20 protein-coding genes are annotated in these 22,000 nt (G+C 50.4%); 12 read left to right on the forward strand and 8 right to left on the reverse strand.

All coding sequences use genetic code 11. From position 1 onward, the window contains the following. Positions 1-31: 31 nt before the first annotated feature. Entirely contained in the window at positions 32-1,222 is a 1,191-nt protein-coding gene (metK, locus tag BTA35_RS15135) for a methionine adenosyltransferase (protein ID WP_078320656.1), read from the reverse strand. 649 nt (positions 1,223-1,871) lie between these two features. On the opposite strand from metK, the gene tkt reads away from it, so the two are divergent. After that, positions 1,872-3,878, forward strand: a complete 2,007-nt coding sequence (gene tkt / locus BTA35_RS15140; RefSeq protein WP_078320722.1) for a transketolase — start codon at positions 1,872-1,874, stop codon at positions 3,876-3,878. Between the two features lie 210 nt (positions 3,879-4,088). Here the strand turns inward: tkt and BTA35_RS15145 are convergent, their stop codons facing one another. From BTA35_RS15145 to BTA35_RS15155, 3 genes are read right to left on the reverse strand one after another with little or no spacing between them, the layout of a single operon-like run. Further along, on the reverse strand, positions 4,089-7,256 hold the full coding sequence (locus BTA35_RS15145) for an efflux RND transporter permease subunit (RefSeq protein ID WP_078320657.1): 3,168 nt from the start codon (positions 7,254-7,256) through the stop codon (positions 4,089-4,091). Continuing rightward, positions 7,253-8,419 carry an efflux RND transporter periplasmic adaptor subunit gene (locus BTA35_RS15150; RefSeq protein WP_078320658.1) on the reverse strand — a complete coding sequence of 389 codons (1,167 nt, stop codon included), beginning with the start codon at positions 8,417-8,419 and terminating at the stop codon, positions 7,253-7,255. Before BTA35_RS15150 ends, BTA35_RS15145 begins: the two co-directional genes overlap by 4 nt. A gap of 49 nt (positions 8,420-8,468) precedes the next feature. Continuing rightward, positions 8,469-9,833: an efflux transporter outer membrane subunit gene (locus tag BTA35_RS15155; RefSeq protein ID WP_078320659.1), complete on the reverse strand. Its 1,365-nt coding sequence runs from the start codon at positions 9,831-9,833 to the stop codon at positions 8,469-8,471. Positions 9,834-9,964: 131 nt separating this feature from the next. Between BTA35_RS15155 and BTA35_RS15160 the strand changes: the two genes are divergently transcribed. The 3 genes from BTA35_RS15160 to BTA35_RS15170 all read left to right on the forward strand — a co-directional run bounded on the left by BTA35_RS15160 (position 9,965) and on the right by BTA35_RS15170 (position 12,700). After that, complete coding sequence (locus BTA35_RS15160) at positions 9,965-10,645, forward strand: response regulator transcription factor (RefSeq protein WP_078320660.1); 681 nt, start codon at positions 9,965-9,967, stop codon at positions 10,643-10,645. Between the two features lie 3 nt (positions 10,646-10,648). Beyond that, positions 10,649-11,995 carry a sensor histidine kinase gene (locus BTA35_RS15165; protein ID WP_078320661.1) on the forward strand — a complete coding sequence of 449 codons (1,347 nt, stop codon included), beginning with the start codon at positions 10,649-10,651 and terminating at the stop codon, positions 11,993-11,995. Positions 11,996-12,112: 117 nt separating this feature from the next. Beyond that, complete coding sequence (locus tag BTA35_RS15170) at positions 12,113-12,700, forward strand: cytochrome b (protein WP_078320662.1); 588 nt, start codon at positions 12,113-12,115, stop codon at positions 12,698-12,700. Positions 12,701-12,942: 242 nt separating this feature from the next. On the opposite strand, the gene BTA35_RS15175 is transcribed toward BTA35_RS15170, so the two are convergent. Together BTA35_RS15175 and BTA35_RS15180 are read right to left on the reverse strand one after the other, a co-directional pair. Then, positions 12,943-13,410 (reverse strand): Cthe_2314 family HEPN domain-containing protein, encoded by a 468-nt coding sequence (locus BTA35_RS15175; protein ID WP_078320663.1) that lies wholly within the window; start codon positions 13,408-13,410, stop codon positions 12,943-12,945. Positions 13,411-13,445: 35 nt separating this feature from the next. Further along, a complete protein-coding gene (locus BTA35_RS15180; RefSeq protein ID WP_078320664.1) occupies positions 13,446-13,748 on the reverse strand; it encodes a nucleotidyltransferase domain-containing protein in 303 nt (100 codons plus the stop codon). Between the two features lie 291 nt (positions 13,749-14,039). Here BTA35_RS15180 and BTA35_RS15185 point away from each other — a divergent pair, with 291 nt between their 5' ends. From BTA35_RS15185 to BTA35_RS17965, 4 genes are all read left to right on the forward strand, one after another. Then, on the forward strand, positions 14,040-15,059 hold the full coding sequence (locus BTA35_RS15185) for a type I glyceraldehyde-3-phosphate dehydrogenase (protein WP_238377612.1): 1,020 nt from the start codon (positions 14,040-14,042) through the stop codon (positions 15,057-15,059). 134 nt (positions 15,060-15,193) lie between these two features. Then, complete coding sequence (locus BTA35_RS15190; RefSeq protein WP_078320666.1) at positions 15,194-16,402, forward strand: phosphoglycerate kinase; 1,209 nt, start codon at positions 15,194-15,196, stop codon at positions 16,400-16,402. 211 nt (positions 16,403-16,613) lie between these two features. Beyond that, complete coding sequence (fba, locus tag BTA35_RS15195; RefSeq protein ID WP_078320667.1) at positions 16,614-17,678, forward strand: class II fructose-bisphosphate aldolase; 1,065 nt, start codon at positions 16,614-16,616, stop codon at positions 17,676-17,678. A gap of 132 nt (positions 17,679-17,810) precedes the next feature. Further along, positions 17,811-17,954, forward strand: coding sequence for a hypothetical protein (locus BTA35_RS17965; protein ID WP_160055267.1), 144 nt, complete (start codon positions 17,811-17,813; stop codon positions 17,952-17,954). Between the two features lie 70 nt (positions 17,955-18,024). Here the strand turns inward: BTA35_RS17965 and BTA35_RS15200 are convergent, their stop codons facing one another. Continuing rightward, a complete protein-coding gene (locus tag BTA35_RS15200) occupies positions 18,025-18,678 on the reverse strand; it encodes a glutathione S-transferase family protein (RefSeq protein ID WP_078320668.1) in 654 nt (217 codons plus the stop codon). Between the two features lie 263 nt (positions 18,679-18,941). Here BTA35_RS15200 and BTA35_RS15205 point away from each other — a divergent pair, with 263 nt between their 5' ends. The 4 genes from BTA35_RS15205 to BTA35_RS15220 all read left to right on the forward strand — a co-directional run bounded on the left by BTA35_RS15205 (position 18,942) and on the right by BTA35_RS15220 (position 21,042). Next, positions 18,942-19,802 carry a LysR family transcriptional regulator gene (locus tag BTA35_RS15205; protein WP_078320669.1) on the forward strand — a complete coding sequence of 287 codons (861 nt, stop codon included), beginning with the start codon at positions 18,942-18,944 and terminating at the stop codon, positions 19,800-19,802. A gap of 61 nt (positions 19,803-19,863) precedes the next feature. Next, positions 19,864-20,226 (forward strand): translation initiation factor Sui1, encoded by a 363-nt coding sequence (locus BTA35_RS15210; RefSeq protein WP_103989747.1) that lies wholly within the window; start codon positions 19,864-19,866, stop codon positions 20,224-20,226. Further along, positions 20,219-20,512, forward strand: coding sequence for a GIY-YIG nuclease family protein (locus tag BTA35_RS15215; protein ID WP_078320670.1), 294 nt, complete (start codon positions 20,219-20,221; stop codon positions 20,510-20,512). The genes BTA35_RS15210 and BTA35_RS15215 overlap by 8 nt, the downstream gene beginning before the upstream one ends. 119 nt (positions 20,513-20,631) lie before the next feature. Further along, the gene (locus BTA35_RS15220; RefSeq protein ID WP_078320671.1) at positions 20,632-21,042 is read left to right on the forward strand and encodes a group II truncated hemoglobin; all 411 of its coding nucleotides are present in this window, start codon (positions 20,632-20,634) and stop codon (positions 21,040-21,042) included. 99 nt (positions 21,043-21,141) lie between these two features. Here BTA35_RS15220 and BTA35_RS15225 read toward each other — a convergent pair whose 3' ends face one another. After that, entirely contained in the window at positions 21,142-21,831 is a 690-nt protein-coding gene (locus tag BTA35_RS15225) for a 2OG-Fe(II) oxygenase (RefSeq protein WP_078320672.1), read from the reverse strand. Positions 21,832-22,000: the final 169 nt, after the last annotated feature.

The following is a 22,000-nucleotide window of genomic DNA, read 5'->3' on the forward strand; positions in this document are numbered from 1 at the left end:
ACGACCCGGACACATAACAAGCTTCTATCTTTTACAGGCCTGCGGCGGCTTTCAGATCATCAGCTTTGTCTGTTTTTTCCCAAGGGAAGGCAGTAAAGGTGTCATCACCCACTGTCATCTCAAACGGGTTGCGACCAAAGTGGCCATAGGCTGCGGTCATGCGGTACATCGGGTGCAGCAGATCCAGCATACGGGTGATCGCAAACGGGCGAAGGTCGAAGTGCTCACGAACCAGCTTAATGATCGTTTCCTCGGATACTTTGCCCGTGCCGAAGGTGTTAATAGACACAGACGTTGGCTCAGCAACACCAATTGCATAGGACACCTGGATCTCACAGCGGTCAGCCAGACCTGCAGCAACGATATTTTTCGCTACATAACGGCCCGCATAAGCGGCAGAACGGTCAACCTTGGATGGGTCTTTACCGGAGAAAGCACCGCCACCATGGCGGGCCATGCCACCGTAGGTATCCACAATGATCTTGCGGCCAGTCAGACCACAGTCACCCACAGGGCCACCGATAACAAAGTTGCCGGTTGGGTTGATGTGGAACTGAGTATCTTTAGTCAGCAGCTCAGCAGGAATCTCCTGCTTAACGATCAGCTCCATTACCGCTTCGCGCAGGTCTTTCTGAGAGACTTCCGGGTTGTGCTGTGTGGAAAGAACAATCGCATCAATTGCAGAAACCTTGCCGTTTTCATAGCGGCAGGTAACCTGAGACTTGGCGTCCGGACGCAACCAGCCCAGCTGGCCACTCTTACGGGCCTCAGCCTGACGCTCAACCAGACGGTGAGCAAAGGTCACAGGAGCCGGCATCAGCACATCTGTTTCGTTAGATGCATAGCCGAACATCAGTCCCTGGTCACCAGCGCCCTGGTCTTCCGGTTTCTGACGATCCACACCCTGTGCAATATCCACAGACTGCTTACCAATCAGGTTGATGATGCCGCAGGTGCTGCCATCAAAGCCTACATCAGAAGAGGTATAGCCAATGTCGTTAATAACGCCACGAACCAGATCTTCCAGGTCGATCCAAGCGGATGTAGAAATTTCACCAGAAACAATGGCAACACCAGTTTTTACCATGGTTTCACAGGCAACACGGGCGTACTTATCTTCCGCCAGAATGGCATCTAACACGGCATCAGAAATCTGGTCAGCGATTTTATCCGGATGGCCTTCAGATACAGATTCAGACGTAAATAAAGAGTATTCGCTCATGATCCTCTTATTACCCTCAAAGGAGTTAAAAATAAGGAATTAGCCAAGGCAGAGCGTTTTAAAACGCAGAGCCTGCCTGACCTCCTGTAACAGCTAACGACGTTTAGCTGTCGGTTGAGTCGACATAACATGGCTTTTGGCCGTGCAGCCGACAGTAGCGTTTGACCTAGGAAGCTCACTTCAGTCCGCTCAGAACATCGCAAAGACAGACAAAAATGTTGGATGGAACCACTCCGTTGGACGCGCTTAAGTTAAATTCAGTCAGTAATTGTAGCAACTGAGTTCGCCTTATACACAGTGAAATTTATTAAAATTCACCTGTGCAGGATTCATTATATTGGGATTACCAATGGAGTCTGTGTCCTGCTCTATACCGAACAGTGGGCAGACCCGATCACGTTGGGGTTAAATAATCCCCTGATAAAGATAAATCTGCCTTTAGATTTGAAGCCTGAGGCCAGATCAGCGACAATACGCGCCTATTTTCCGGTGGTTTGCTTCGATTGTGTCGCTATCCGGGTGAGTCTCTTTTCTGAGGCTGTTTATTATCTGAACAGCATCAAAGACTTAGCCTGATATCTGCATGAAAAAAGCGAGTCATGAAACCTATATTTTGTGGTCAAGCCACACACCCTGGAGTCTGGAAAGCATGCCTTCCCGTTCTGATTTAGCTAATGCCATCCGTGCCCTGAGCATGGACGCCGTCCAGAAAGCCAAGTCCGGTCACCCCGGCGCCCCGATGGGGATGGCTGATATTGCTGAAGTACTATGGAACGACTTCCTGCAGCACAACCCGAAAAACCCGAATTGGTATAACCGCGATCGTTTTGTTCTGTCCAACGGCCACGGTTCTATGCTGCTGTACTCTCTGCTGCACCTGAGCGGCTACGACCTGTCCATCGATGATCTGAAAAATTTCCGTCAGCTGCACGCTAAAACTGCCGGTCACCCGGAGCACGGCTACGCACCGGGTATTGAAACCACTACTGGCCCTCTGGGTCAGGGTATCGCCAATGCAGTGGGTATGGCAGTGGCCGAAAAAGCGTTGGCAGGTCAGTTCAACCGTGATGGCCATGAGATCATCGACCATTACACCTACACCTTCCTGGGTGATGGCTGCATGATGGAAGGTATCTCTCACGAGGTCTGTTCTCTGGCCGGTACTCTGGGTCTGGGTAAACTGATCGCCTTCTATGATGACAACGGCATCTCTATTGATGGTGAAGTGGAAGGCTGGTTCACCGACAACACCGCCCAGCGTTTCGAAGCTTACGGCTGGCACGTGATTAAAGTTGATGGCCACAACCCTGATGAAATTAAAGCCGCTACAGAAGCCGCTAAAGCAGAATCTGACAAGCCAAGCCTGATCATCTGTAAAACCATTATCGGTTTTGGCTCGCCAAACAAAGAAGGCAAAGAAGATTGCCACGGCGCACCTCTGGGCGATGACGAAATCGCACTGACCCGCGAGCGCCTGAACTGGCCTCACGCGCCATTCGAAATCCCTGCGGATATCGCAGCGGGCTGGAATGCACAGGAAAAAGGTGTTGCAGCAGAAAGCACCTGGAACCAGCAGTTTGCTGCCTATGAAGCCGCTTATCCTGAACTGGCCGCTGAGCTGAAGCGTCGCATGTCCGGAGATCTTCCGGCGGACTTCTCTGACAAAGCCGATGCTTACATCAAAGCGTGTCAGGAGAAAGGCGAAACCGTCGCTACCCGTAAAGCATCTCTGAACAGTCTGAATGAGTTTGCGCCTCAGCTGCCTGAACTACTGGGTGGTTCTGCGGATCTGGCACCCTCTAACCTGACCTTCTGGAACGGCGCAAAAGCGATCACCGCTGATGACGCATCCGGCAACTACATGCACTACGGTGTCCGTGAGTTCGGTATGGCCGCCATCATGAATGGTGTGGCGTTGCACGGTGGTTTTGTTCCTTACGGCGCAACCTTCCTGATCTTTATGGAATATGCCCGTAACGCCGTACGTATGGCAGCACTGATGAAGCAGCGCGCTATTTACGTATTCACCCACGACTCCATCGGCCTGGGTGAAGATGGCCCGACGCACCAGCCGGTTGAACAGGTCCCTGGCCTGCGTGGCACACCAAACATGAGCGTATGGCGTCCATGTGATGCGGTTGAAACTGCCGTTGCCTGGAAATCTGCCCTTGAGCGTAACGACGGCCCGACTTCCCTGATTCTGTCCCGTCAGAACCTGGACCACCAGCCTCGTAACGATGAGCAGTTGGCGAACATCGCCCGTGGTGCCTACGTACTGAAAGATTGTGAAGGCACGGCTGATGCAATCCTGATCGCCACCGGTTCTGAAGTAGCGCTGGCGCTGTCTGCTGCAGAAGAGCTGACCGCGAAAGGCAAGAAGATCCGCGTGGTATCCATGCCATCTACCGACCGTTTCGACGCTCAGGACGCGGCATACCGCGAATCAGTACTGCCCGCTGACGTGATCACCCGTGTTGCTATCGAAGCTGCTCACAAAGACTTCTGGTACAAGTACGTGGGCCTTGAAGGTGCCATCATCGGTATGGAAACCTTCGGTGAATCTGCACCGGCTAACCAACTGTTTGAAGAGTTCGGCTTCACCACAGACAACATCGTGGGTACCGTTGACGAACTGCTGGAAGAGCTGGACGACTAATCGTTTAACGATCAGTTACCCGCTTTAAAGCGCAAAAAAGGCAGCCTTCGGGTTGCCTTTTTTGGTTTCTGGAATAATGGTATATGAGCATTAAGGCAGGCCGGATAAGCGCCGTGAGCGCGCCATCCGACTGCGATTTTAGGTTATAAGCTTTTGGTTACTGATAGGTGTGAACCCCCGGAGTTTTCGGGCTGTGCCTCGGCTCTTCACTTAGCTTGCACGCTTCAACAGGCGCGACAATGAATCCTGATAGCTCAGAATGATTGGCAGCGCGAACAGGGTGGTAAAGGTCGCAAACAAAATACCGAACCCTAACGATACGGCCATCGGAATAAGAAACTGCGCTTGGCTGGAATCATCTAACAGCATGGGGGTTAAACCGGCGAAAGTTGTCAGGGATGTCAGTAAGATGGCCCGTAAACGTGTTTTGCCGGCCTCAACAATAGCGGGGTTACCATGTTGTCCACGATCTTTCAGTTCCGTAAATTTGGCCACTAAAACCAGACTGTCGTTGACAACGACACCGCACAGGGCAATGGTGCCAAACAGCGAGAGAATGCCGATATTAATACCGATTATCCAGTGCCCAAGAATGCTGCCGAGTACCCCATAGGGAATAACACTCATAATCACCAGCGGCTTGGTGTATGACTTTAAGGGAATGGCCAGTAAACCATAAATAATCAACAACCCAATGATAAAACCCTGGGACATTGATGACGTACTTTTACTGCGTTCCGATGCTTCGCCCTTGAACTCAACCTTTAAACCGGGATAGGTTTTCAGCAAATGGGTAATGACTTCTTGCTGCAACTGATTTACGACGGCGTCGGAGGAGATCACTTGTTTATTAACACCGGCAATCACACTGGCCGCACGATAACTATCGAGACGGTCGATTTGTGAAATACCTTCGGTGAACAGTGTTTCTGCCACCACATTAAATGGCACCTCAGTACCATCGGCAGTACGGATCATCATATGATCTATATCGCTGATGTATCTCCGCTCCTGTGCCGGGTAACGTACCATTACTTTGACTTCGTCGCTGCCACGTTGAATACGTTGTGCCTGTGCACCATATAGCGCCGATGACAGCTGTGACATGATTTCGGTATTGGTTAAGCCCAGGCTGTAGGCTGCCGGTTTGATTTTAATACTCAGCTGCGGCTGATTAACGCTCAAGTTATCACGAACATCAGTAACCCCGCTAATCGCTGTCATCGATTTTTTCAGGTCAGTGGCAGCCCTGGACAAGGTAGCAAACTCTTTGGCTTGTAGCTCAATGCGGATCGCTTCCGGGCCACGCCGGGCTCCGTCAAAGTTCAGCACTGATATACCTTCTAAGTGACCGACTTTAGTACGCCATAGGCTACTGACCTCAGCTGAGGCAAAGTCGCGTTGCCCGTCTTCGATCAGTTCTCCGGTCACGGTTCCTGTGGTATCCGTTGTTGAATTGACATAGATTGACGTAATCGGGTCTGCGTCCATCTGATACTTCTCTTTCAACTCATCGTTGGTTTCAATTAACGCCTGTTCCAGGGTATCGATAATCTCATGAGTCAACTTGCGACCAAACGAGTCTTGTAGCTGAAAACTGGCCTGAACCACCGTTGGCTCAATGTCTGGAAAGAAGCTTATCTTCACCTGGCCCATAGGGATCAATCCAATAACCAGTACAAATATCACTATACTGGCACACAAACTCAGCCCTCGGAATTTCAGTACAGCCTGAATACTCGGGCCATAATATTTTTCAATCATCGTTTTCAGGCCGTTCTGAAAAAACTGCTGAAAGCGATTCCAATACCGAATAAAAGTGCTCTTATTTTCCACGGTATTACTATCATCGTGCTCACGTCGCATCTTAATATGTGCTAAGTGAGCAGGAAGAATCAGCTTTGACTCAATTAAGGCGAATACCAATACCGCGATCACAATTGCTGCCTGTTGGCCAAAAATGTTACCCATTTGGCCATCAATAAACATGAGTGGGTAGAACGCTGCAATCGTGGTCAGCACCCCGAAGGTTGCCGGCACGGCCACTTTCATGGCACCGCGAATAGTGATGCTGGCGGTACTTTCTTTGTGGTCGTGCTTCAGCGCATCTTTACGGGTAGAGTACACGCTTTCAGCAATCACAATGGCATCATCAACTAAAATGCCCAGTGCCACCAAAAAGCCCGAGGTGGTCAGTTCGTTAAGGGAAAAGTTCAGCCCCATAGAACCCATCGTAATCATGGCACCGGCAAAGGCGATTGGAATGCCTATCGCAACCCATAGCGCCAGCATCGGATGTAAGAATAACGCCAGCAGCACGATAACCAGCATCATACCTACCAGGCCATTGCTGATCATGGTGTCGAGGCGCTCGGTAATAAAAACTGATTGATCGCTCATACTACCAATCATAATCGTGTCTGGCAGGTTAGTTGTTTGTTGGTATTTCTTGCTGACAACTTTGGCAGCGTTAGCAGCGTCAATCAGGCTGGTATCGCCGGTTACGACGATTTTTAACATGATGGCATCATGACCGTTGAAGCGAGAGATCACCGCCTGTTCTTCAAAGTCGTCACTCACATTTGCAACTTCTCCGAGGCGGATCACTGAACCATCTGTACTGGATTGCAGGACGATGTTTTCAAAGCCCGGTTGGTAATAATGCTGAAAATCACCGCGAACAGTAATCTCGCCGTCGACACTGCTTAATTCACCACTGTATTTATTGATTGACTGATCAGCGATCTGGTTAGCGACCTCTGCCAGTGTCCAGCCGTAGCGCTGCAGCGTTTGCTCAGATATTGAAATGCCGATTTCTTCGGTTTGCTCACCACTGACATCGACTTGTTGAATATTGCTGTCGCTCAGTAGCTCAGTACGTAAGCCTTCGGCTACAAGCTTCAGTGTTTTGGCATCAGTGTTACCGTAAACGGCCAACCAGATGGCCTGAGACTCGCGTTTGGCTGCTTCCACCACGGGCTCTTCGGCTGCTGACGGGAAGTTGTTGATGGAATTGACCTGAGTCTCAATATCATCTTTTAACGTCGCCAGATCATAATCATCAAGTTTGGTGACAGTGACCGTTGCACTCCCTGTTGTGATGGAGCTGCGTACAGTATCGATACCTTGCACTGTTTCCAGTGCTTCTTCGATTTTTAGTACCACACTCTCTTCAATATCTTCGATACCTCCGCCATCGACGGTTACTGAGATAGTGACATCTTCCGCAGGGAACGATGGAAAGGTTTCAGTCCGCAAACCGGTTGCCGTGAAGTACCCCAACAGCAGAATCATAACCATCAATAAGTTGGCCGCGACCGGGTTGCGTACAAACCAAGACATCACACTGTTATGATTCTCCGTGCTGCTGCTGCTCATAGTTCAGCCTCCGCCTTGATCTGGGCCTTTTGTCCGGGCAGAAAACCGGATTGAGGGTAACGTACGATGTTTAACGGCACCGACGTATCCTCTGCGTTCGGGCTGTGCACCATTATGTAGTCGTTGTTGCTATAAACCGTATCGGCCCTAAAGCGTTGCAATAAGCCGTCTTTGACATGCCAGATATAACCCTCGCGAGAAAGCGCACTGGCTGGCAGCTTTAGCAGGCCGCTCAGTGTCTTACCTGGAATAAACGCCTTAACAAAGGTGCCGGGTAGCAAGTCTGTGGATTGTTGTTGGTTATTCACCTGTAAAACCAGCTTGCGGCTGCGGTTGGTATCGTCAACCTGATACTGGAAGCGAACAATTTTGGCACTCCAACTGCGGCTACTGTCGGCACTGTCAATCAGTTGGACGGAGCGTTGCAATGCCTCCTTCTCTTCACCTAATAAAGAGAATTGCTGCCCATTAAGAGCAATTTCTACTTCGACATTATTGGTAGCAAACACTTGTGCCACCTCGCTGCCGACATTGACATAAGTCCCTAGGCTAATATTACGGCTGGCAACCCGACCGTTAAACGGTGCGGTTATGCGGGTGCGCTTTAGATCTTGCCTGGCTTTATTGACGGCAGCCTGAGCCGCTTCCAGTTCGTCTTTTGCCTGCTGTAGTTGTGGTAGCTGTAAGACCAGATCCGAGGGTGAACCCTCAAGGCCGCTTAGCTGCCAACGCTCCTGTGCCTGTTCGGTTTGCTGCTGTTGCTCCAGGAAGTTAACTTTTGCAGCTGCCAGGTCTGCCTTCGCGGTAGCCAGTAAACTCAGATAATCAATATCATTTATACGTGCCAGCTCATCGCCTTTATTAAAGGCACTGCCAACCAGTAATTTCTCGCTCACACTTTCAACCTGTCCTTTAACCTGAGCGGACAGTGTCGTGTTCCATAATGCCTGAGCGGTACCAAAGCCTTCGATTACAGGTGCTTCTGTGGTGCCGCTGGTCGTAGTAACAACGGAGACCAATACCGCGTTACTGGTCTCGACAGGCTGGCTTGCCGCAGGCTGTGACGCCTGACTGGAGGTCACAGGGCGAAGCTCTAAAGCAATAAAGCCTGCAACTACAACCGCCGCTATGGCGATACTGATGATGGTTTTTTTTGATGACATGAGATTTCTCTTAACAATAACTAAAGCAGCGACAGGTAACGCGCCAGATTCAAACACCCAGGCCCAGAGCTAACCCCAGGCTGATACGGTTTTGTAAACGCTGGTTACGGGTTTCGATCAGCGCAGACTGGGCTGTAAATAAGCTGCGCTGAAAACTGAGCCAATCGGTAATATCGAGTAGCCCAGCCCGATAGTCCTGTTCAGCATTGGCTAGCAGTAACCTGGCCTGTGCTACCGCCTGGTGTTGGGCCTGTTCTTGCTGATATTGACTGTGCTCGCTGTCGAGGGCCGTTTCGACTTCGTTTAATGCTGTCATTACGGTATCCAGATAACTGTAATACTGAGCTTCGGCCAGACTAAGACTTTGTTCTTCTTTGGCTTTTAATGAGCCGCCATCGAACAGGTTGTAGCCCACTGATGACGCCAACGACCAGATCAGATCGCCATTCAGCAAATCTTTTAATGCGCTTGCTGACTGTCCAACCTGGCCCGTCAGTGTGATTTTCGGGAACCGGTCAGCCCGAGCCACAGCCACACCCCAGCCAACACTTTCGACTTCATGCCAAGCGGCCTGGACATCTGGGCGACGGGCCAGAACGTCCGCGGGCACACCAGCTTTAGGTGCTGCCAGCAATTTAGGTAAATGGTAAGTGGCCAGAGCCTCACCGTCGGGGTAATCACCTATTAGTAGCTGTAATGTTCGAATAGCATTGCGCTGTGCTAATTGGCTGCTGATACGGCTGGCATCGGCATTGGCCAGGTTCTGACGAGCCTGCGTCAGGTCCGATAAGTCAACACTGCCATCAAGGTACTGGCGACTGACAACCATTAAGGTTTTTTCCAGGCTGAGATAGTTTTTTTCACTTAATCCGGCCAGTTGAGTTTGGCTGATGGCATTGATATAAGCCTGCATGGTTTGTGCTGCGATCGAGTCCTGCAACGCTTGATAGCTGAGCTGCGATGCCTGAAGGTCCGCCAGTGCCTGTTTACTCTCTGCATGGAGGCCGCCCCAGATATCCCATTCCCAGCTGACATCCAACGCTAGGCTATGGCTGTTTGTTGGTCCGCTGTTAGCTGTTTTCTGGCGCTGGCTGCTTACGTTGGCCGAAACCTCCGGTAAATTTTCTGCTTGAGCTTGAGTCAGCGTAAATAAGACGGCATCGGTGCGGGCTTTTTGCTGCAATAAGGATAGGTTGTGCTGCTGGCTTTTTATTACCAACTGATTCAGAGCATCATCGTTAAACAGCGCCAGCAAACTGTCGGCCAGGCTGCTTTGTGCCGTTTGCTCTGAGCCCCATTGTGCACGGTCAGCAACACTGTCTTGTGCTATCGCATCGAGATTCGCCGGTTGAGTGGCACATCCCCATAAGGCGAGACAAAATAACGTAATGCCAGTGAGTTGAATGAATTTCATTGTCGCGATTACCTAATCCTATAATCCGAATGTGGCTTAAGCCTATCGGGGAGCAGGTGAAATCAAGGTGAAAAGCAGCGTTAGCCATGCAATATACTTATGCCTGCTGCTTCTCTTTTAAAGGAAACACCATGCTGATTTTGCTGATTGAAGACAACCGTGCCTTAGCGGCTCATATTATCGAATACCTCGAGCTTGAGAATGTTGAGTGTGACTACACTGAACGCGGGGATCAGGGCTTGGAACTGGCTCAGCAGCAGTCATTTGATATGATCATTCTGGATCTCAATCTGCCCGGTTTAGACGGTTTGAGTGTGTGCCAGCAATTGCGTGAAGCCGGAAACCAAACACCTATCCTGATGCTGACAGCACGGGATTCTCTGGAGAACAAGCTGCAGGGTTTTAATCTGGGAGCAGACGACTACCTGACTAAGCCGTTCGATTTACCTGAACTGGCGGTTCGGATAAAAGCGCTCACACGTCGCGCGGTACCACAGCAAAGCCGGCTTCAGCTAGCTGATCTGACACTGGATTTGTCTTTGCGCGAAGCAAGTCGTCAGGGGCAGCGCTTAAACCTGCACCCGATTGGCTGGGATCTATTGGTCGCTCTGGCGAAGGCGAGTCCGGCACCGGTTAGTCGGCGTGAGCTGGAACGAGTAATCTGGCAGGACGCACCTCCTGATTCCGACGCACTCAAATCACATTTATATCAGTTACGTAAAGTAGTGAATAAGCCTTTCGCTACACCATTGCTACACACGCTGAGAAATGTGGGTGTCGTGCTGCGCGATAATTTCGACGATCAGGAGTAGCAGATGCATCAGCTAACAGTCAGTAAACGTTACAGCCTGCGCTATTTTTTGCGTAATCAACTACTGGTATTAAGCAGTTTTATGGTAACGGGTTTCGGCTGCATCTTGTTTTATCTCTACGTAGATGGGCTCGATATCGCTACGCGTAAAAGTCTGCAAGTTATCGGGGACTATTACGCCCAGTTATATCAGAGTGGTGAACTGTCACAAACTCAGATACAGGCTAATGAGTTTTCAATATTTGTTGGTCAACAGAACTTGCCCGATTGGATTAGCAATGAGTTTAACCAACAAGAGTTTAGCAATCGTACTTTATATAAAGCTCATTATCAGGTCTCTGATTCATCCAATGGAAGCATAGCTCCATTACTTCTCACTGCTATCCCAATTAATAACGGCGAACAACAGTTATTTGCCGTATATCATTTTCAGCCGACCCCCAAGGATGGTACCGGCAATGCTGGTAGATCTCCCAATATTCTGCAAACGGTGCTGACGATCACCGTTACCGTATTTATTGTGTTATTGATCATCGTGCTGTGGATGGCCCAGCGCTTTAATCAACGGGTGCTGAAGCCTATGGAGGCGTTGGCGGATATGGCTGCCAACATTGACCAGGAAAAGCCACTCGTTAAGCATCCGATATTAGCAGATCGCAGCGAAACCGGATTGGTGGCCCAGACACTGGAGGCAGGCATTGAGCGTATTCGTGCTTATCATCAGCGCGAAAGTGATTTTTTACAAAATGCCAGCCATGAATTGCGCACCCCCATTACCGTGCTCAGTAGCGCACTGGATATCATCGACCGGCGTCGGCAGCTGGGTAAAAAGGATCTCGACAAACCCTTGATTCATATGCGCCAGGCTGTGGTCAACATGAAGTCCACTACGGAAGCATTACTATGGCTATCCCGTGATGAACCTCAGTCCGTTGAGTCATTACCGGTAACGGCTAATGATTTACAGCAGATGTTGAGTGAAGTCACACAACAACTGCATTACCTGATAGATGGACGTGAGTTGAACATCCACATTGGCCCGGTGCCCCATGACCTAGTACTGCATAATGCCGATTTGTTACGCATTGTACTTATTAACTTAATCCGGAACGCCTATGAACATACCTTCGAAGGCCAGATTAATATCAGCATCAGCAACAAAGAGCTATCCATTAACGATACCGGTATCGGCCTGAGTGACAACATTAACCTGATGCAACGTGGACATTCTGGCCGTAACAGCTTTGGGCTGGGGTTAGATATTGTATCCCGCATCGCTGATAAAAAAGGCTGGTTTCTAAGTCTGAGCAGTAATGAATATAACGGTTGTTGTGCCCGGCTTAGGTGGTGAGATTATTTGATGTTTTTTAAGCATTAATATGGGTATAAGTGCCCGTATTAATCCAGCATGCAGGCCTCGTAATATTTGAGCTAGTGCATTTTAATATATCTATTGGATAAGAAAACGATGATTAAAAATACTGAAAGAACTTATGGAAGTATTGCCAAATGGTTTCACTGGTTAGTGGCCTTATGTTTTTTGGCTGCCTATGTGATCGTATATTATAAAATTTGGTTTTTAGACAAAGATGATTCACTATTTCGTTCTAGCTTGAATATTCATACCGCCATAGGTTTTAGCGTGCTCGCCTGGGCCTCTTTTCGAATAGGATGGAGGTTGATGAATACTCAGCCTAAAATGCCTGCAATGCCAAAGTGGCAACTTAATAGCGCACACGTGATGCATTGGGTTCTTTACTTCTTTATGTTTGCAATGCCTGTTTCGGGATGGTTCGGCTTCGGTGGCCCAATTGACTACGGTTTTTTTCAGATACCTACCTTTCGTGAAACTGGAATAGGGCAGTGGATTTTAGAGCTGTTCAATACCGAATGGGGCGTTTGGGAAAAGAAATGGGACTTTTTCCATAAAGACATTGCTGGAGCCTGGGCTCTTTGGATGCTAATTGCTATGCATGCTGGCGCAGCGCTTTACCATCACTTCGTACAAAAAGACGATACACTGACACGTATGCTGCCAGAGGCATCAGACAAATAAGCAGAGTTTAAAGCAACCGGCTAACCAACTGTTTGAAGCGTTCGGCTTCACCACAGACAATATCGTGGGTACCGTTGACGAACTGCTGGAAGAGCTGGACGACTAATCGTTTAACGATCAGTTACCCGCTTTAAAGCGCAAAAAAGGCAGCCTTCGGGTTGCCTTTTTTGGTTTCTGGAATAATGGTATATGAGCATTAAGGTAGGCCGGATAAGCGCCGTGGGCGCGCCATCCGGCAGTGGTTATTTTGGCAGGTAAGGTGCTGCAAAATCCGTTATCTGATCCAGAGTTTTCAGCAATATCTCTGTCATATCAAAGGCCTGATTCAGCAAACCAGACTGCATATTAGGATCGGTCGGGTAATCGTGCGCGAACTGATTACGCATTTCCCTGAAGACCAGCCACTGCTCGGCAGAGTCTAGGGCACCCATTTTTTCCAGCTGGTGCAGCTTATCGATAAAAGTGCGCAGCTCACCCTGTTCTTTGGTGAGTTCGAGCACTGCGGGAAATAGCTTTGCTCCCATCGCGTCCTGAAGCTTTGAAAAACGCACCACAAACTGATCAAAAACGGCCAGATCAATGGGGCTGAGACGGCTTAGGTTTTCCGGTTGCAGAGGAAATAAGGGGCTTAACGTGTCTCTTGCCCAGCGCAGACGTTCTGCGTGAGCTCTGCAGACCTCTTCAATCCCCCGGTAGTTAATGGGTTTCACAGGCAGTTCCCTTTTGGGTTTTAAGTTGATAGTTCCTACAAAACAACCCCAGTCTCACGGGCGTGCTGATAAATCGGCAGACTGGAGCTGCCTTTACGGTTAATCACCAGATCTATTTTCTGATCGCCCAGGGCTTTGACCAGTGCCACTTTTGACTGAATCAGCGCCTTTGCCAGCTCATTCCCGTCGGTCAGCTCCGGCTCAATATAAAGGTCGATATCACCGCCTCGGGCGCTATCATCCAACCGGGAGCCAAAAAGCCGTATTTCACTCTCCGCGCCAAAGTGCTGGCGCAGTATGTGCGTGATGCTGCAGACCTGAGCCTCGCTAAGTCGCATAGTGTTGTCCTGCTGTTGATGACCAAATCCCGAATGCTCGTGGATTATCCTCTGTACAGCAGTAAGCAGCAAGGGGACAGATTGCCCGCGTCCGGAGCACTTTCATCGTCTGATAAACGACACTCTTAGGTAAGCCATAACAATACCTTATCCTCATCCCTCCCACTAAGTTTGCGCTGCAGCGCTATATGCGGGAAAATACGGCACCTTTTTTCAGTGGTTCGCGGTCAGTTTTACGATATTCCGCCAAGTCGCTGATATTTTTCATACTGAATCCAAGCAGGTGGAGCTTTGTCTAAGTTCAGATTGGCCATTAACGGTTACGGGCGTATCGGGCAGTGTGTGCTGCGTGCCTGTTATGAGCGTCAGGATTGCGCTGATGTAGAGGTGGTGGCGCTGAATGAGTTGTCTGACCTTGAGACCATCACCTATCTGACCCGCTATGACTCGACCCATGGTCGATTCCCTGTGCCGGTGGGTTCCGATGCGCAGGGACTGCTGATTAACAACCACCCGATTCAGGTCTTAAGTCAGGCCGAGCCTGAACAGTTGCCCTGGGGTGAGCTGGATGTGGATCTGCTGCTGGAGTGTTCGGGCTCTTTTAAAGACAGGGCCAGCGCTCAGCGTCATCTGGAAAGTGGTGCAAAAAAACTGCTGTTTTCCCAACCTGCAGAGTCGGATGTGGATGCAACGATCGTGTACGGCTTGAATCAGCATGAGCTGAACCAGCAGCAGACTATTGTTTCCAGTGCCTCCTGCACCACCAATTGCGTGATTCCGATACTGAAACTGATCGATGATGCCTTTGGTATCGCCCATGGAGTCACAACAACGATTCACTCAGCGATGAATGATCAGCCTGTTATCGACGCGTATCACCAGACCGATCTGAGGCTGACCCGGGGGGCGATGAGTTCCATTGTGCCCGTTGATACCGGGTTGCCCAAGGGTATTGACCGTCTGCTGCCCCATCTATCCGGTAAATTTGAATCTTTGCACCTGCGGGTGCCCACCATGAACGTTTCTGCGATGGATCTGACCCTCTGTGTGCAGGCCGATACGGATGCAGAAACCGTCAACCGGGTGTTGTCAGATGCGGCCCAAAAGCAGCTGTTTGGGCTATTGGGTTATACCGAAGAGCCCCATGCCTCGGTAGACTTCAACCATGATCCGCGCTCCGGCATTGTCGATGGCACTCAAACCCGGGTTTCCGGCAAGCGTATGGTAAAAATTCTGTGCTGGTTTGATAACGAATGGGGCTACGCCAACCGGATGCTGGATACTGCCCTGAGTTGGCTGAAAAGCAACTGAAGCACTTTATAACGCGGGTCGCTTTTAAAAGATTCCCGGTGAGAAACACCGGAAAACCATGGGCACATTGAAAAGTGCCGGTGGAATGCAAAGACCACGATTTCTGAAATGACACTGAACGGCAGGACAAACTCATGACCGTATTAAAAATGACCGATCTGAAACTGACCGGAAAACGCGTATTGATCCGTGAAGATCTGAACGTACCGGTTAAAGATGGCAAAGTTGCTTCCGACGCCCGTATTCGTGCGTCACTGCCTACTATTGAGCGGGCGCTGCGAGCGGGTGCTAAAGTACTGGTTATGTCTCATCTGGGGCGTCCGACTGAAGGGGAGTATGCCGATGAGTTCTCCATGGCTCCGGTTGCGGAGTATCTGTCTGAAGCACTGGGCCGTGATGTACGTCTGGAAAAAGATTATCTGAATGGCGTAGATGTGGCTGAAGGTGAGCTGGTTATTCTGGAAAATGTTCGCTTTAACAAGGGCGAAAAGAAAGATGAAGATGATCTGGCCCGGGCCTATGGTGCCCTGTGCGATATCTTTGTGATGGATGCTTTTGGTACGGCACACCGGGCTCAGGCATCGACCCATGGCGTTGCCCGTTTTGCCCCCATCGCCTGCGCGGGACCCTTGCTGGCAGCTGAGCTGGATGCTCTGGAGCAAGCTCTGGCGAGCCCGGCTAAGCCAATGGCTGCCATTGTTGGTGGCTCTAAAGTATCCTCTAAACTGGAAGTGCTGAATGCTTTGTCCGGCAAGTGCGATCAGCTGATTGTGGGTGGCGGTATCGCCAACACCTTTATTGCGGCTGCTGGCTATAACGTGGGTAAGTCGCTGTATGAGGCGGATCTGATTCCTGTCGCGAAGGGACTGATGGCAAAAGCCTCGATTCCGGTTCCGGTTGATGTGATCGTAGCCAAAGAGTTCAGCGAATCTGCTGAAGCCGTAGTTAAGAAAGTAAACGAAGTCGCCGATGATGAGATGATTCTGGATATCGGCCCTGAAACGGCCTCTATGCTGGCAGCTCAGCTGAAAGACGCTAAGACGATTCTTTGGAATGGCCCTGTTGGCGTATTCGAAATTGATCAGTTCGGTGAAGGCACCAAAGCCCTGTCTCTGGCGATTGCAGAAAGTGACGGCTTCTCCATCGCAGGCGGTGGTGACACCCTGGCGGCCATCGATAAATATGATATTGAAGATAAAGTTTCTTATATCTCCACCGGCGGCGGTGCTTTCCTGGAGTATGTGGAAGGTAAAACATTGCCCGCGGTAGCGGCATTGGAGCTGGCTGCAAAACTGCAGGCCGGTGATGTGGATACCTGCTGCGGCAATGGTTGCTGCGATTAACCCGCATCCCTGATAAATAACACAGAAGCCGGTGGCTGGGTTTTGATCATTCTGAGCTTTTTCAGGGTGAGAACCGAGCCAGACCGGCTTTTTCGCGATACACTAGCGCCATTCATGCGCCGGAACTGTGCTGTGCTAAATTGAGCGCATTTTTCGGGTATCGCTTTGCTATTCTTTATTGATTCTTTGACGATTTTAAAAGGAAACAATCATGGCTTTAATTAGTATGCGCCAGATGCTGGATCACGCTGCCGAACACGGTTACGGCGTACCAGCCTTTAACGTCAACAACCTGGAGCAGATGCGTGCGATTATGATCGCTGCGGATAAAACTGATTCTCCGGTTATCGTTCAGGCTTCTGCTGGCGCACGTAAGTACGCGGGTGCTCCTTTCCTGCGTCACCTGATTCTGGCGGCGGTTGAAGAGTTTCCACACATTCCTGTTTGTATGCATCAGGACCACGGCACCAGTCCCGACGTTTGTCAGCGTTCTATCCAGCTGGGCTTCAGTTCGGTCATGATGGACGGCTCTCTGATGGACGATGGTAAAACACCGGCATCTTACGAGTACAACGTTGATGTTACCCGTCGCACAGTAGAAATGGCCCACGCCTGTGGTGTTTCTGTAGAAGGCGAGCTGGGCTGTCTGGGTTCTCTGGAAACCGGTCAGGCCGGTGAAGAAGATGGCGTAGGTGCAGAAGGTACTCTGGATATGGACCAGATGCTGACAGACCCTGAAGAAGCTGCAGACTTCGTTAAGAAAACCGGTGTTGATGCTCTGGCGATTGCGATCGGTACGTCCCATGGCGCTTACAAGTTCACCAAGAAGCCTACCGGCGACGTACTGCGTATCGACCGTATTAAAGAGATCCACGAGCGTATTCCGGATACTCATCTGGTGATGCACGGCTCTTCTTCTGTACCTCAGGAGTGGCTGGCAGTGATCAACGAGTTTGGTGGCGAAATCCCAGAAACTTATGGTGTGCCGGTTGAAGAGATCGTTGAAGGTATTAAGCACGGCGTGCGTAAAGTAAACATCGATACTGACCTGCGTCTGGCCTCTACCGGTGCGATCCGTCGCTTCCTGGCAGAAAACCCATCGGAGTTCGACCCACGTAAATACTTCAAAGCGTCTATGGATGCGATGGTTCAGGTGTGTGTGGACCGTTACGAAGCCTTTGGTACTGCCGGTAATGCCAGCAAGATCAACGCGGATTCACTGGAAGTAATGTACCAGCGCTACCTGACCGGTGAGCTGGACCCTAAGGTAAAATAAACCTTCAAGTGTTATAGGCCTTAAGCGCTGTAATTCCAAACCCGTACCGGTTTTTGCTGGTACGGGTTTTTTTATTCCGGCAGAATTTACCTTAAGAAACAGGAGATACCTGAAACAGAGGGTAAAAAGCTGATGGAAGAATTTATCCACAACCATATCAACGGAATTGCCGTTGTGCTGGCGCTGATGGTGCTGCCTTTTTATCTGCAGAAGATGCAGCAATGGCATAAAGCCGGTCAGAAACGCAAACGGGAACGCAAAAAGCGGCTACGCTGAGCCGCTTTCTTCATGGGCGTGCTAGAGCTTAAAAGCTTACGATTTGAGGCGGCCCATCAAAGACAGCTCATCAAAGCTCCACCTCTTCCTCGACAATCACTTCCGTCTCTGCTTTGGCGTCTGCCAGCCATTCCTGATACGCCTCAAGTTCCAGAATCTGTTTTACATAGCGCTGCAAAGCTTCAGGCAGCTCGATGTCGTAGGTGTTGAAGCGGCTGGCAACCGGTGCATAAAAAGCATCGGCGATGGAGAAATCACCCAGTAACCAAGGTCCACCGGAACTTTCCAGCAGCTGCTGCCAGAGGGCGATAATACGGTCGATATCCTGCTGTGCTTTTTCGCTGGCTTTAAAGCCGGTGTAGCTGCGGCGCACATTCATCGGCAGTTCATGGCGCAGATCCGGGAAGCCTGAATGCATTTCTGCCACGGCTGAGCGACCCAGGGAGATCAGCTGCAGATCCTCCGGCCAGCCTTTCCCGTCCAGAAAGCGTAGGTTGATATATTCACAGACCGCCAGAGAATCCCACACGGCCAGATCACCATCTTTAATCACGGGTACCTTGTTGCAGGGGGTGTGCTCTGTCATCAACTGAGGCATCTGATCGGTAAAGAGTGGAATGTGGATCTCATCAAACCCGATACCGAACTGCTTCAGCAGCAGCCAGGGGCGCAGGGACCAGGATGAGTAGTTTTTGTTGCCGATCACCAGTACAGGCTGAGTCATGGGAACCTCCGTTTCAGTGTTGGGTTAGTGCATTATGGTCAGTGTGCTGCGTGGCAGTACGTTTAAGTCTTGCCGCTGAGTTTGCCGTACCCCTTGCTGGGCAACAAACGAATAAAATTTAACTCAGCTATAAGGCTTTCTTATCCTGCTGGCTGTGCCAGTGTTTTTTTGCCACTATTCCCGCTTTATTTTTGGTTTTAAGTCCGATGGTTTCAGGCCGGACTTTTTTATCGTCCCAATCGTTCAGAACAGGCGCACACCTTATGGATACCGAACTGCTTCGAAGCTTTATTGCGGTGGTGGATACCGGCAGTTTTACCCGGGCGGCCCGTCAGATCTTCCGTACTCAGGCGGCGGTGAGTCAGCAGATGAAGCGTCTGGAGCAGAGTCTGGGCAAAACCCTGTTTGACCGTGAAGGCAGAGCGCTTGAATTAACAGCGGATGGTAAAGCGCTGGTCAGTTACGCCCGCCGTATTCTGAATCTGCACGATGAAGCCTTGCAGACGTTACAGCAGGAGCCTGCGCGTCGTCCCCTGAGAATCGGCTGCCCGGATGATTATCTGGTCACGGTGATGCCAAGACTGATCCGTCTGATTCATCAGCATCTGCCAGGCCTTGAGGTGCAGGTGTTTGGTGGCTCCAGCAACCGTCTGCGCCCCCAGTTAGATGCGGGAGAGCTGGATCTGTCGGTGATGACCCGACACGCCGAGTCCGATGAAGGTTATCTGTTGTACCAGGATCAGGGGGTTTGGGTGCTGCCCGCGGGGCGCTCCCCGGATGATTATGATTGCCTGCCGTTGGCACTGGCGGAACCGGACTGCAAATTCCATAGCACGGCCCTTGATGGGCTGGATAAACTGGGGCGGGATTATCAGGTCTTAGCGGTGGCGAACAGTACCCTGTTGCTCTGTGAGATGGTACGCCAAAACGGCATGATCAGTGCGATGATCCGCTCCAGCGCACCGGAGGATCTCACTCTGGTTGAAGCGGGAACCCTGTTACCAGAGCTGACCTCGGTGTCTGTCGCACTGGTGATGTCCGCCAACGCACACCCAAAGATGCCGACCGCGCTGGTGCAAAAAATCAGTCAGGGGTTTGCTACGGGGCTAAGCCACCCGGATTGAGCTTGCGGCGATGCCTCAGTACACTTGCGTCCTGTGATTCTTTCAGCCTGTGGATAAAATAATGTCATTTGATAAGTTACGAAGTCTTGTCTATTCAACGGAAACCGGTCGCCTCTGCCCGGATTGTGAGCAGCCAGTCGATCGTTGTCGCTGTAAGCAGGCTGACGATGTCGTGCCTGAAGGTGATGGTATTGTCCGTCTTAAGCGGGAAACCAAAGGTCGAAAAGGCAAAGGCGTAACCCTGATTGAAGGTGTACCGGTGACGCCTGCGGAACTGAAAAAGTTGGCAAAAGAGCTGAAAACCCGCTGCGGTGTGGGCGGTGCGGTAAAAGATCATGTGATTGAAATTCAGGGTGATCAGCGGGATCTGCTGCTGACGCTGTTAACGGATAAAGGCTTTAAGGTGAAAAAAGCCGGTGGCTGATTGGTTTCTCTATGTCATAGAAACGGATGGTGAGCGCCTTTATACCGGTATCACCACGGACGTTACGCGTCGTGTAGCTGAACATGAGTCCGGGAAAGGTGCGCGTTTTATGCGTGGCCGAAAAACCTATCGGCTTCGCCATCAGCAGAAACTGGGTAGCCGCAGTTTGGCTCTGAAAGCCGAATATGCTTTTAAGCAATTACCACGACACCGCAAGCTTTACTGGATCGGGCAGGGGCATATTCCCTTTGATACTGACAGCGGCAAAATAGCGCAGGGGGCGTAAAAAAGTATCGACCATAGAGGTCTCTGCTTATAATGCCCTGACTTTTTATCAGCAGACTCTAATTAAAAGATGGAGACTCCTTAATCAGAGCTGCACTCATCAATTAAGAGTACCGCACCATGAGTACACCGGAAGATAATCGTGCCTACGGCGAAGGGGATAAATCATTTCTGACCGCAGGTGGTGAAGCAGGGTTGAAACAGTTAGCGGATGATTTTTACCAGGCAATGTCTACCCTGCCTGAAGCGCAGCATATTCTCAGTATGCACAAGGAAGATCTGGCGATCTCCAGCGATAAGCTTTACCGCTTTCTTTGTGGTTGGCTGGGAGGCCCTAAACTGTATCGGGAAAAATACGGTTCCATCGCCATTCCAAAGGCCCATGCCCATCTGGATATCGGCATAGAGGAGCGGGATGCATGGTTGGGTTGTATGGCAGAAGCACTGAAAGATAAAGACTACCCGCAGGATTTTAAAGATTACCTGCTGGAAGCTCTGATGTTTCCTGCTAATCGCTGTCGTAACCGTTAACCTTGTCTCTTTATGTTTTTGTGGGTCGGGCTTCAGCCCGTCGGCGCCTGTATTTGACAGCGCCGCTGACGCCCTGAAGAGCGGCCTACAGGTTAGGTGTTACAGCGGAATCTCTCCTTCCCTAATGCGGAACCAGACTGCAATGCTGTAACGGATATCGTGAGTTGTCAGCACTTCATGGGGAAAATCTTCGCTTAAAAAGGCCGCCACCGTGCCGGCCTTGGGGGGCAAGGTTATAATAGGTTCGTTGTTTTCTAGGCCACCTTCACTGACCTCGGGGTAAAGTAGCAACTCTCCCCCCTGATCCTGAGTCCAGTCGGGGTTGAGGTAGAATACCAGGGTCATAATCCGGTTACGCTGGCCCTTAAAGCTGTCCACATGTTTTTTATAAAACTGGCCGGGCTCATAAATAGCATACATGGCTTCGTAGTGGTTCATCCCCAGAAACAAACGCCGATTAACAGCGGTCATTAGCTGATCCAGCATCTGCATAAAAAGATTCTGAGTCTCGTTGATATTCTCCAGCCAGCAGATGCGGTCTGACCGGATGTCCTCCCGGCGGACAAAATCCAGTTCACGTCCAATGCCCGCCTTATGGAACTTTTCCTGCCGATCCAGTGCCATAAGATCCTGCCGCATGAGGTCGACAAAAGCTGCACTGAGGAAATTCTCAACCACGGTCCAGCCACTCTGGTATAGGTCTGTACAAATCTGATCGATATCTTTCTGGCTTACCAGACTGGCAGAGCAGCTGTCCGATTGTAATACAGTATTGAGAATAGGGTTCATGGCAGACCTCTGGCATAAGAGCAGTTGCAGGGTGTTTCCTGACTGACCGGAGTAAAGGCTTATACCCTATATTTTTAAGACTGGGAAGCAGGCTTTCTCAGGGCGTTTTGCGATTATTTTGAACACGTAGTACGTGCTTCTGACTTCGTCCTTAAAATGCGCTTATTAT

The sequence above is a fragment of the Oceanospirillum linum genome (assembly GCF_001995095.2).
GTDB classification, from domain to species: Bacteria; Pseudomonadota; Gammaproteobacteria; order Pseudomonadales; family Halomonadaceae; genus Oceanospirillum; species Oceanospirillum linum.

Coding starts and splice junctions, on each gene's coding strand:
- metK (WP_078320656.1), bottom strand. CDS start 1,222: ATGAGCGAATACTCTTTATTTACGTCTGAATCTGTATCTGAAGGCCAT.
- tkt (WP_078320722.1), top strand. CDS start 1,872: ATGCCTTCCCGTTCTGATTTAGCTAATGCCATCCGTGCCCTGAGCATG.
- BTA35_RS15145 (WP_078320657.1), bottom strand. CDS start 7,256: ATGAGCAGCAGCAGCACGGAGAATCATAACAGTGTGATGTCTTGGTTT.
- BTA35_RS15150 (WP_078320658.1), bottom strand. CDS start 8,419: ATGTCATCAAAAAAAACCATCATCAGTATCGCCATAGCGGCGGTTGTA.
- BTA35_RS15155 (WP_078320659.1), bottom strand. CDS start 9,833: ATGAAATTCATTCAACTCACTGGCATTACGTTATTTTGTCTCGCCTTA.
- BTA35_RS15160 (WP_078320660.1), top strand. CDS start 9,965: ATGCTGATTTTGCTGATTGAAGACAACCGTGCCTTAGCGGCTCATATT.
- BTA35_RS15165 (WP_078320661.1), top strand. CDS start 10,649: ATGCATCAGCTAACAGTCAGTAAACGTTACAGCCTGCGCTATTTTTTG.
- BTA35_RS15170 (WP_078320662.1), top strand. CDS start 12,113: ATGATTAAAAATACTGAAAGAACTTATGGAAGTATTGCCAAATGGTTT.
- BTA35_RS15180 (WP_078320664.1), bottom strand. CDS start 13,748: ATGCGACTTAGCGAGGCTCAGGTCTGCAGCATCACGCACATACTGCGC.
- BTA35_RS15190 (WP_078320666.1), top strand. CDS start 15,194: ATGACCGTATTAAAAATGACCGATCTGAAACTGACCGGAAAACGCGTA.
- fba (WP_078320667.1), top strand. CDS start 16,614: ATGGCTTTAATTAGTATGCGCCAGATGCTGGATCACGCTGCCGAACAC.
- BTA35_RS17965 (WP_160055267.1), top strand. CDS start 17,811: ATGGAAGAATTTATCCACAACCATATCAACGGAATTGCCGTTGTGCTG.
- BTA35_RS15200 (WP_078320668.1), bottom strand. CDS start 18,678: ATGACTCAGCCTGTACTGGTGATCGGCAACAAAAACTACTCATCCTGG.
- BTA35_RS15205 (WP_078320669.1), top strand. CDS start 18,942: ATGGATACCGAACTGCTTCGAAGCTTTATTGCGGTGGTGGATACCGGC.
- BTA35_RS15210 (WP_103989747.1), top strand. CDS start 19,864: ATGTCATTTGATAAGTTACGAAGTCTTGTCTATTCAACGGAAACCGGT.
- BTA35_RS15220 (WP_078320671.1), top strand. CDS start 20,632: ATGAGTACACCGGAAGATAATCGTGCCTACGGCGAAGGGGATAAATCA.
- BTA35_RS15225 (WP_078320672.1), bottom strand. CDS start 21,831: ATGAACCCTATTCTCAATACTGTATTACAATCGGACAGCTGCTCTGCC.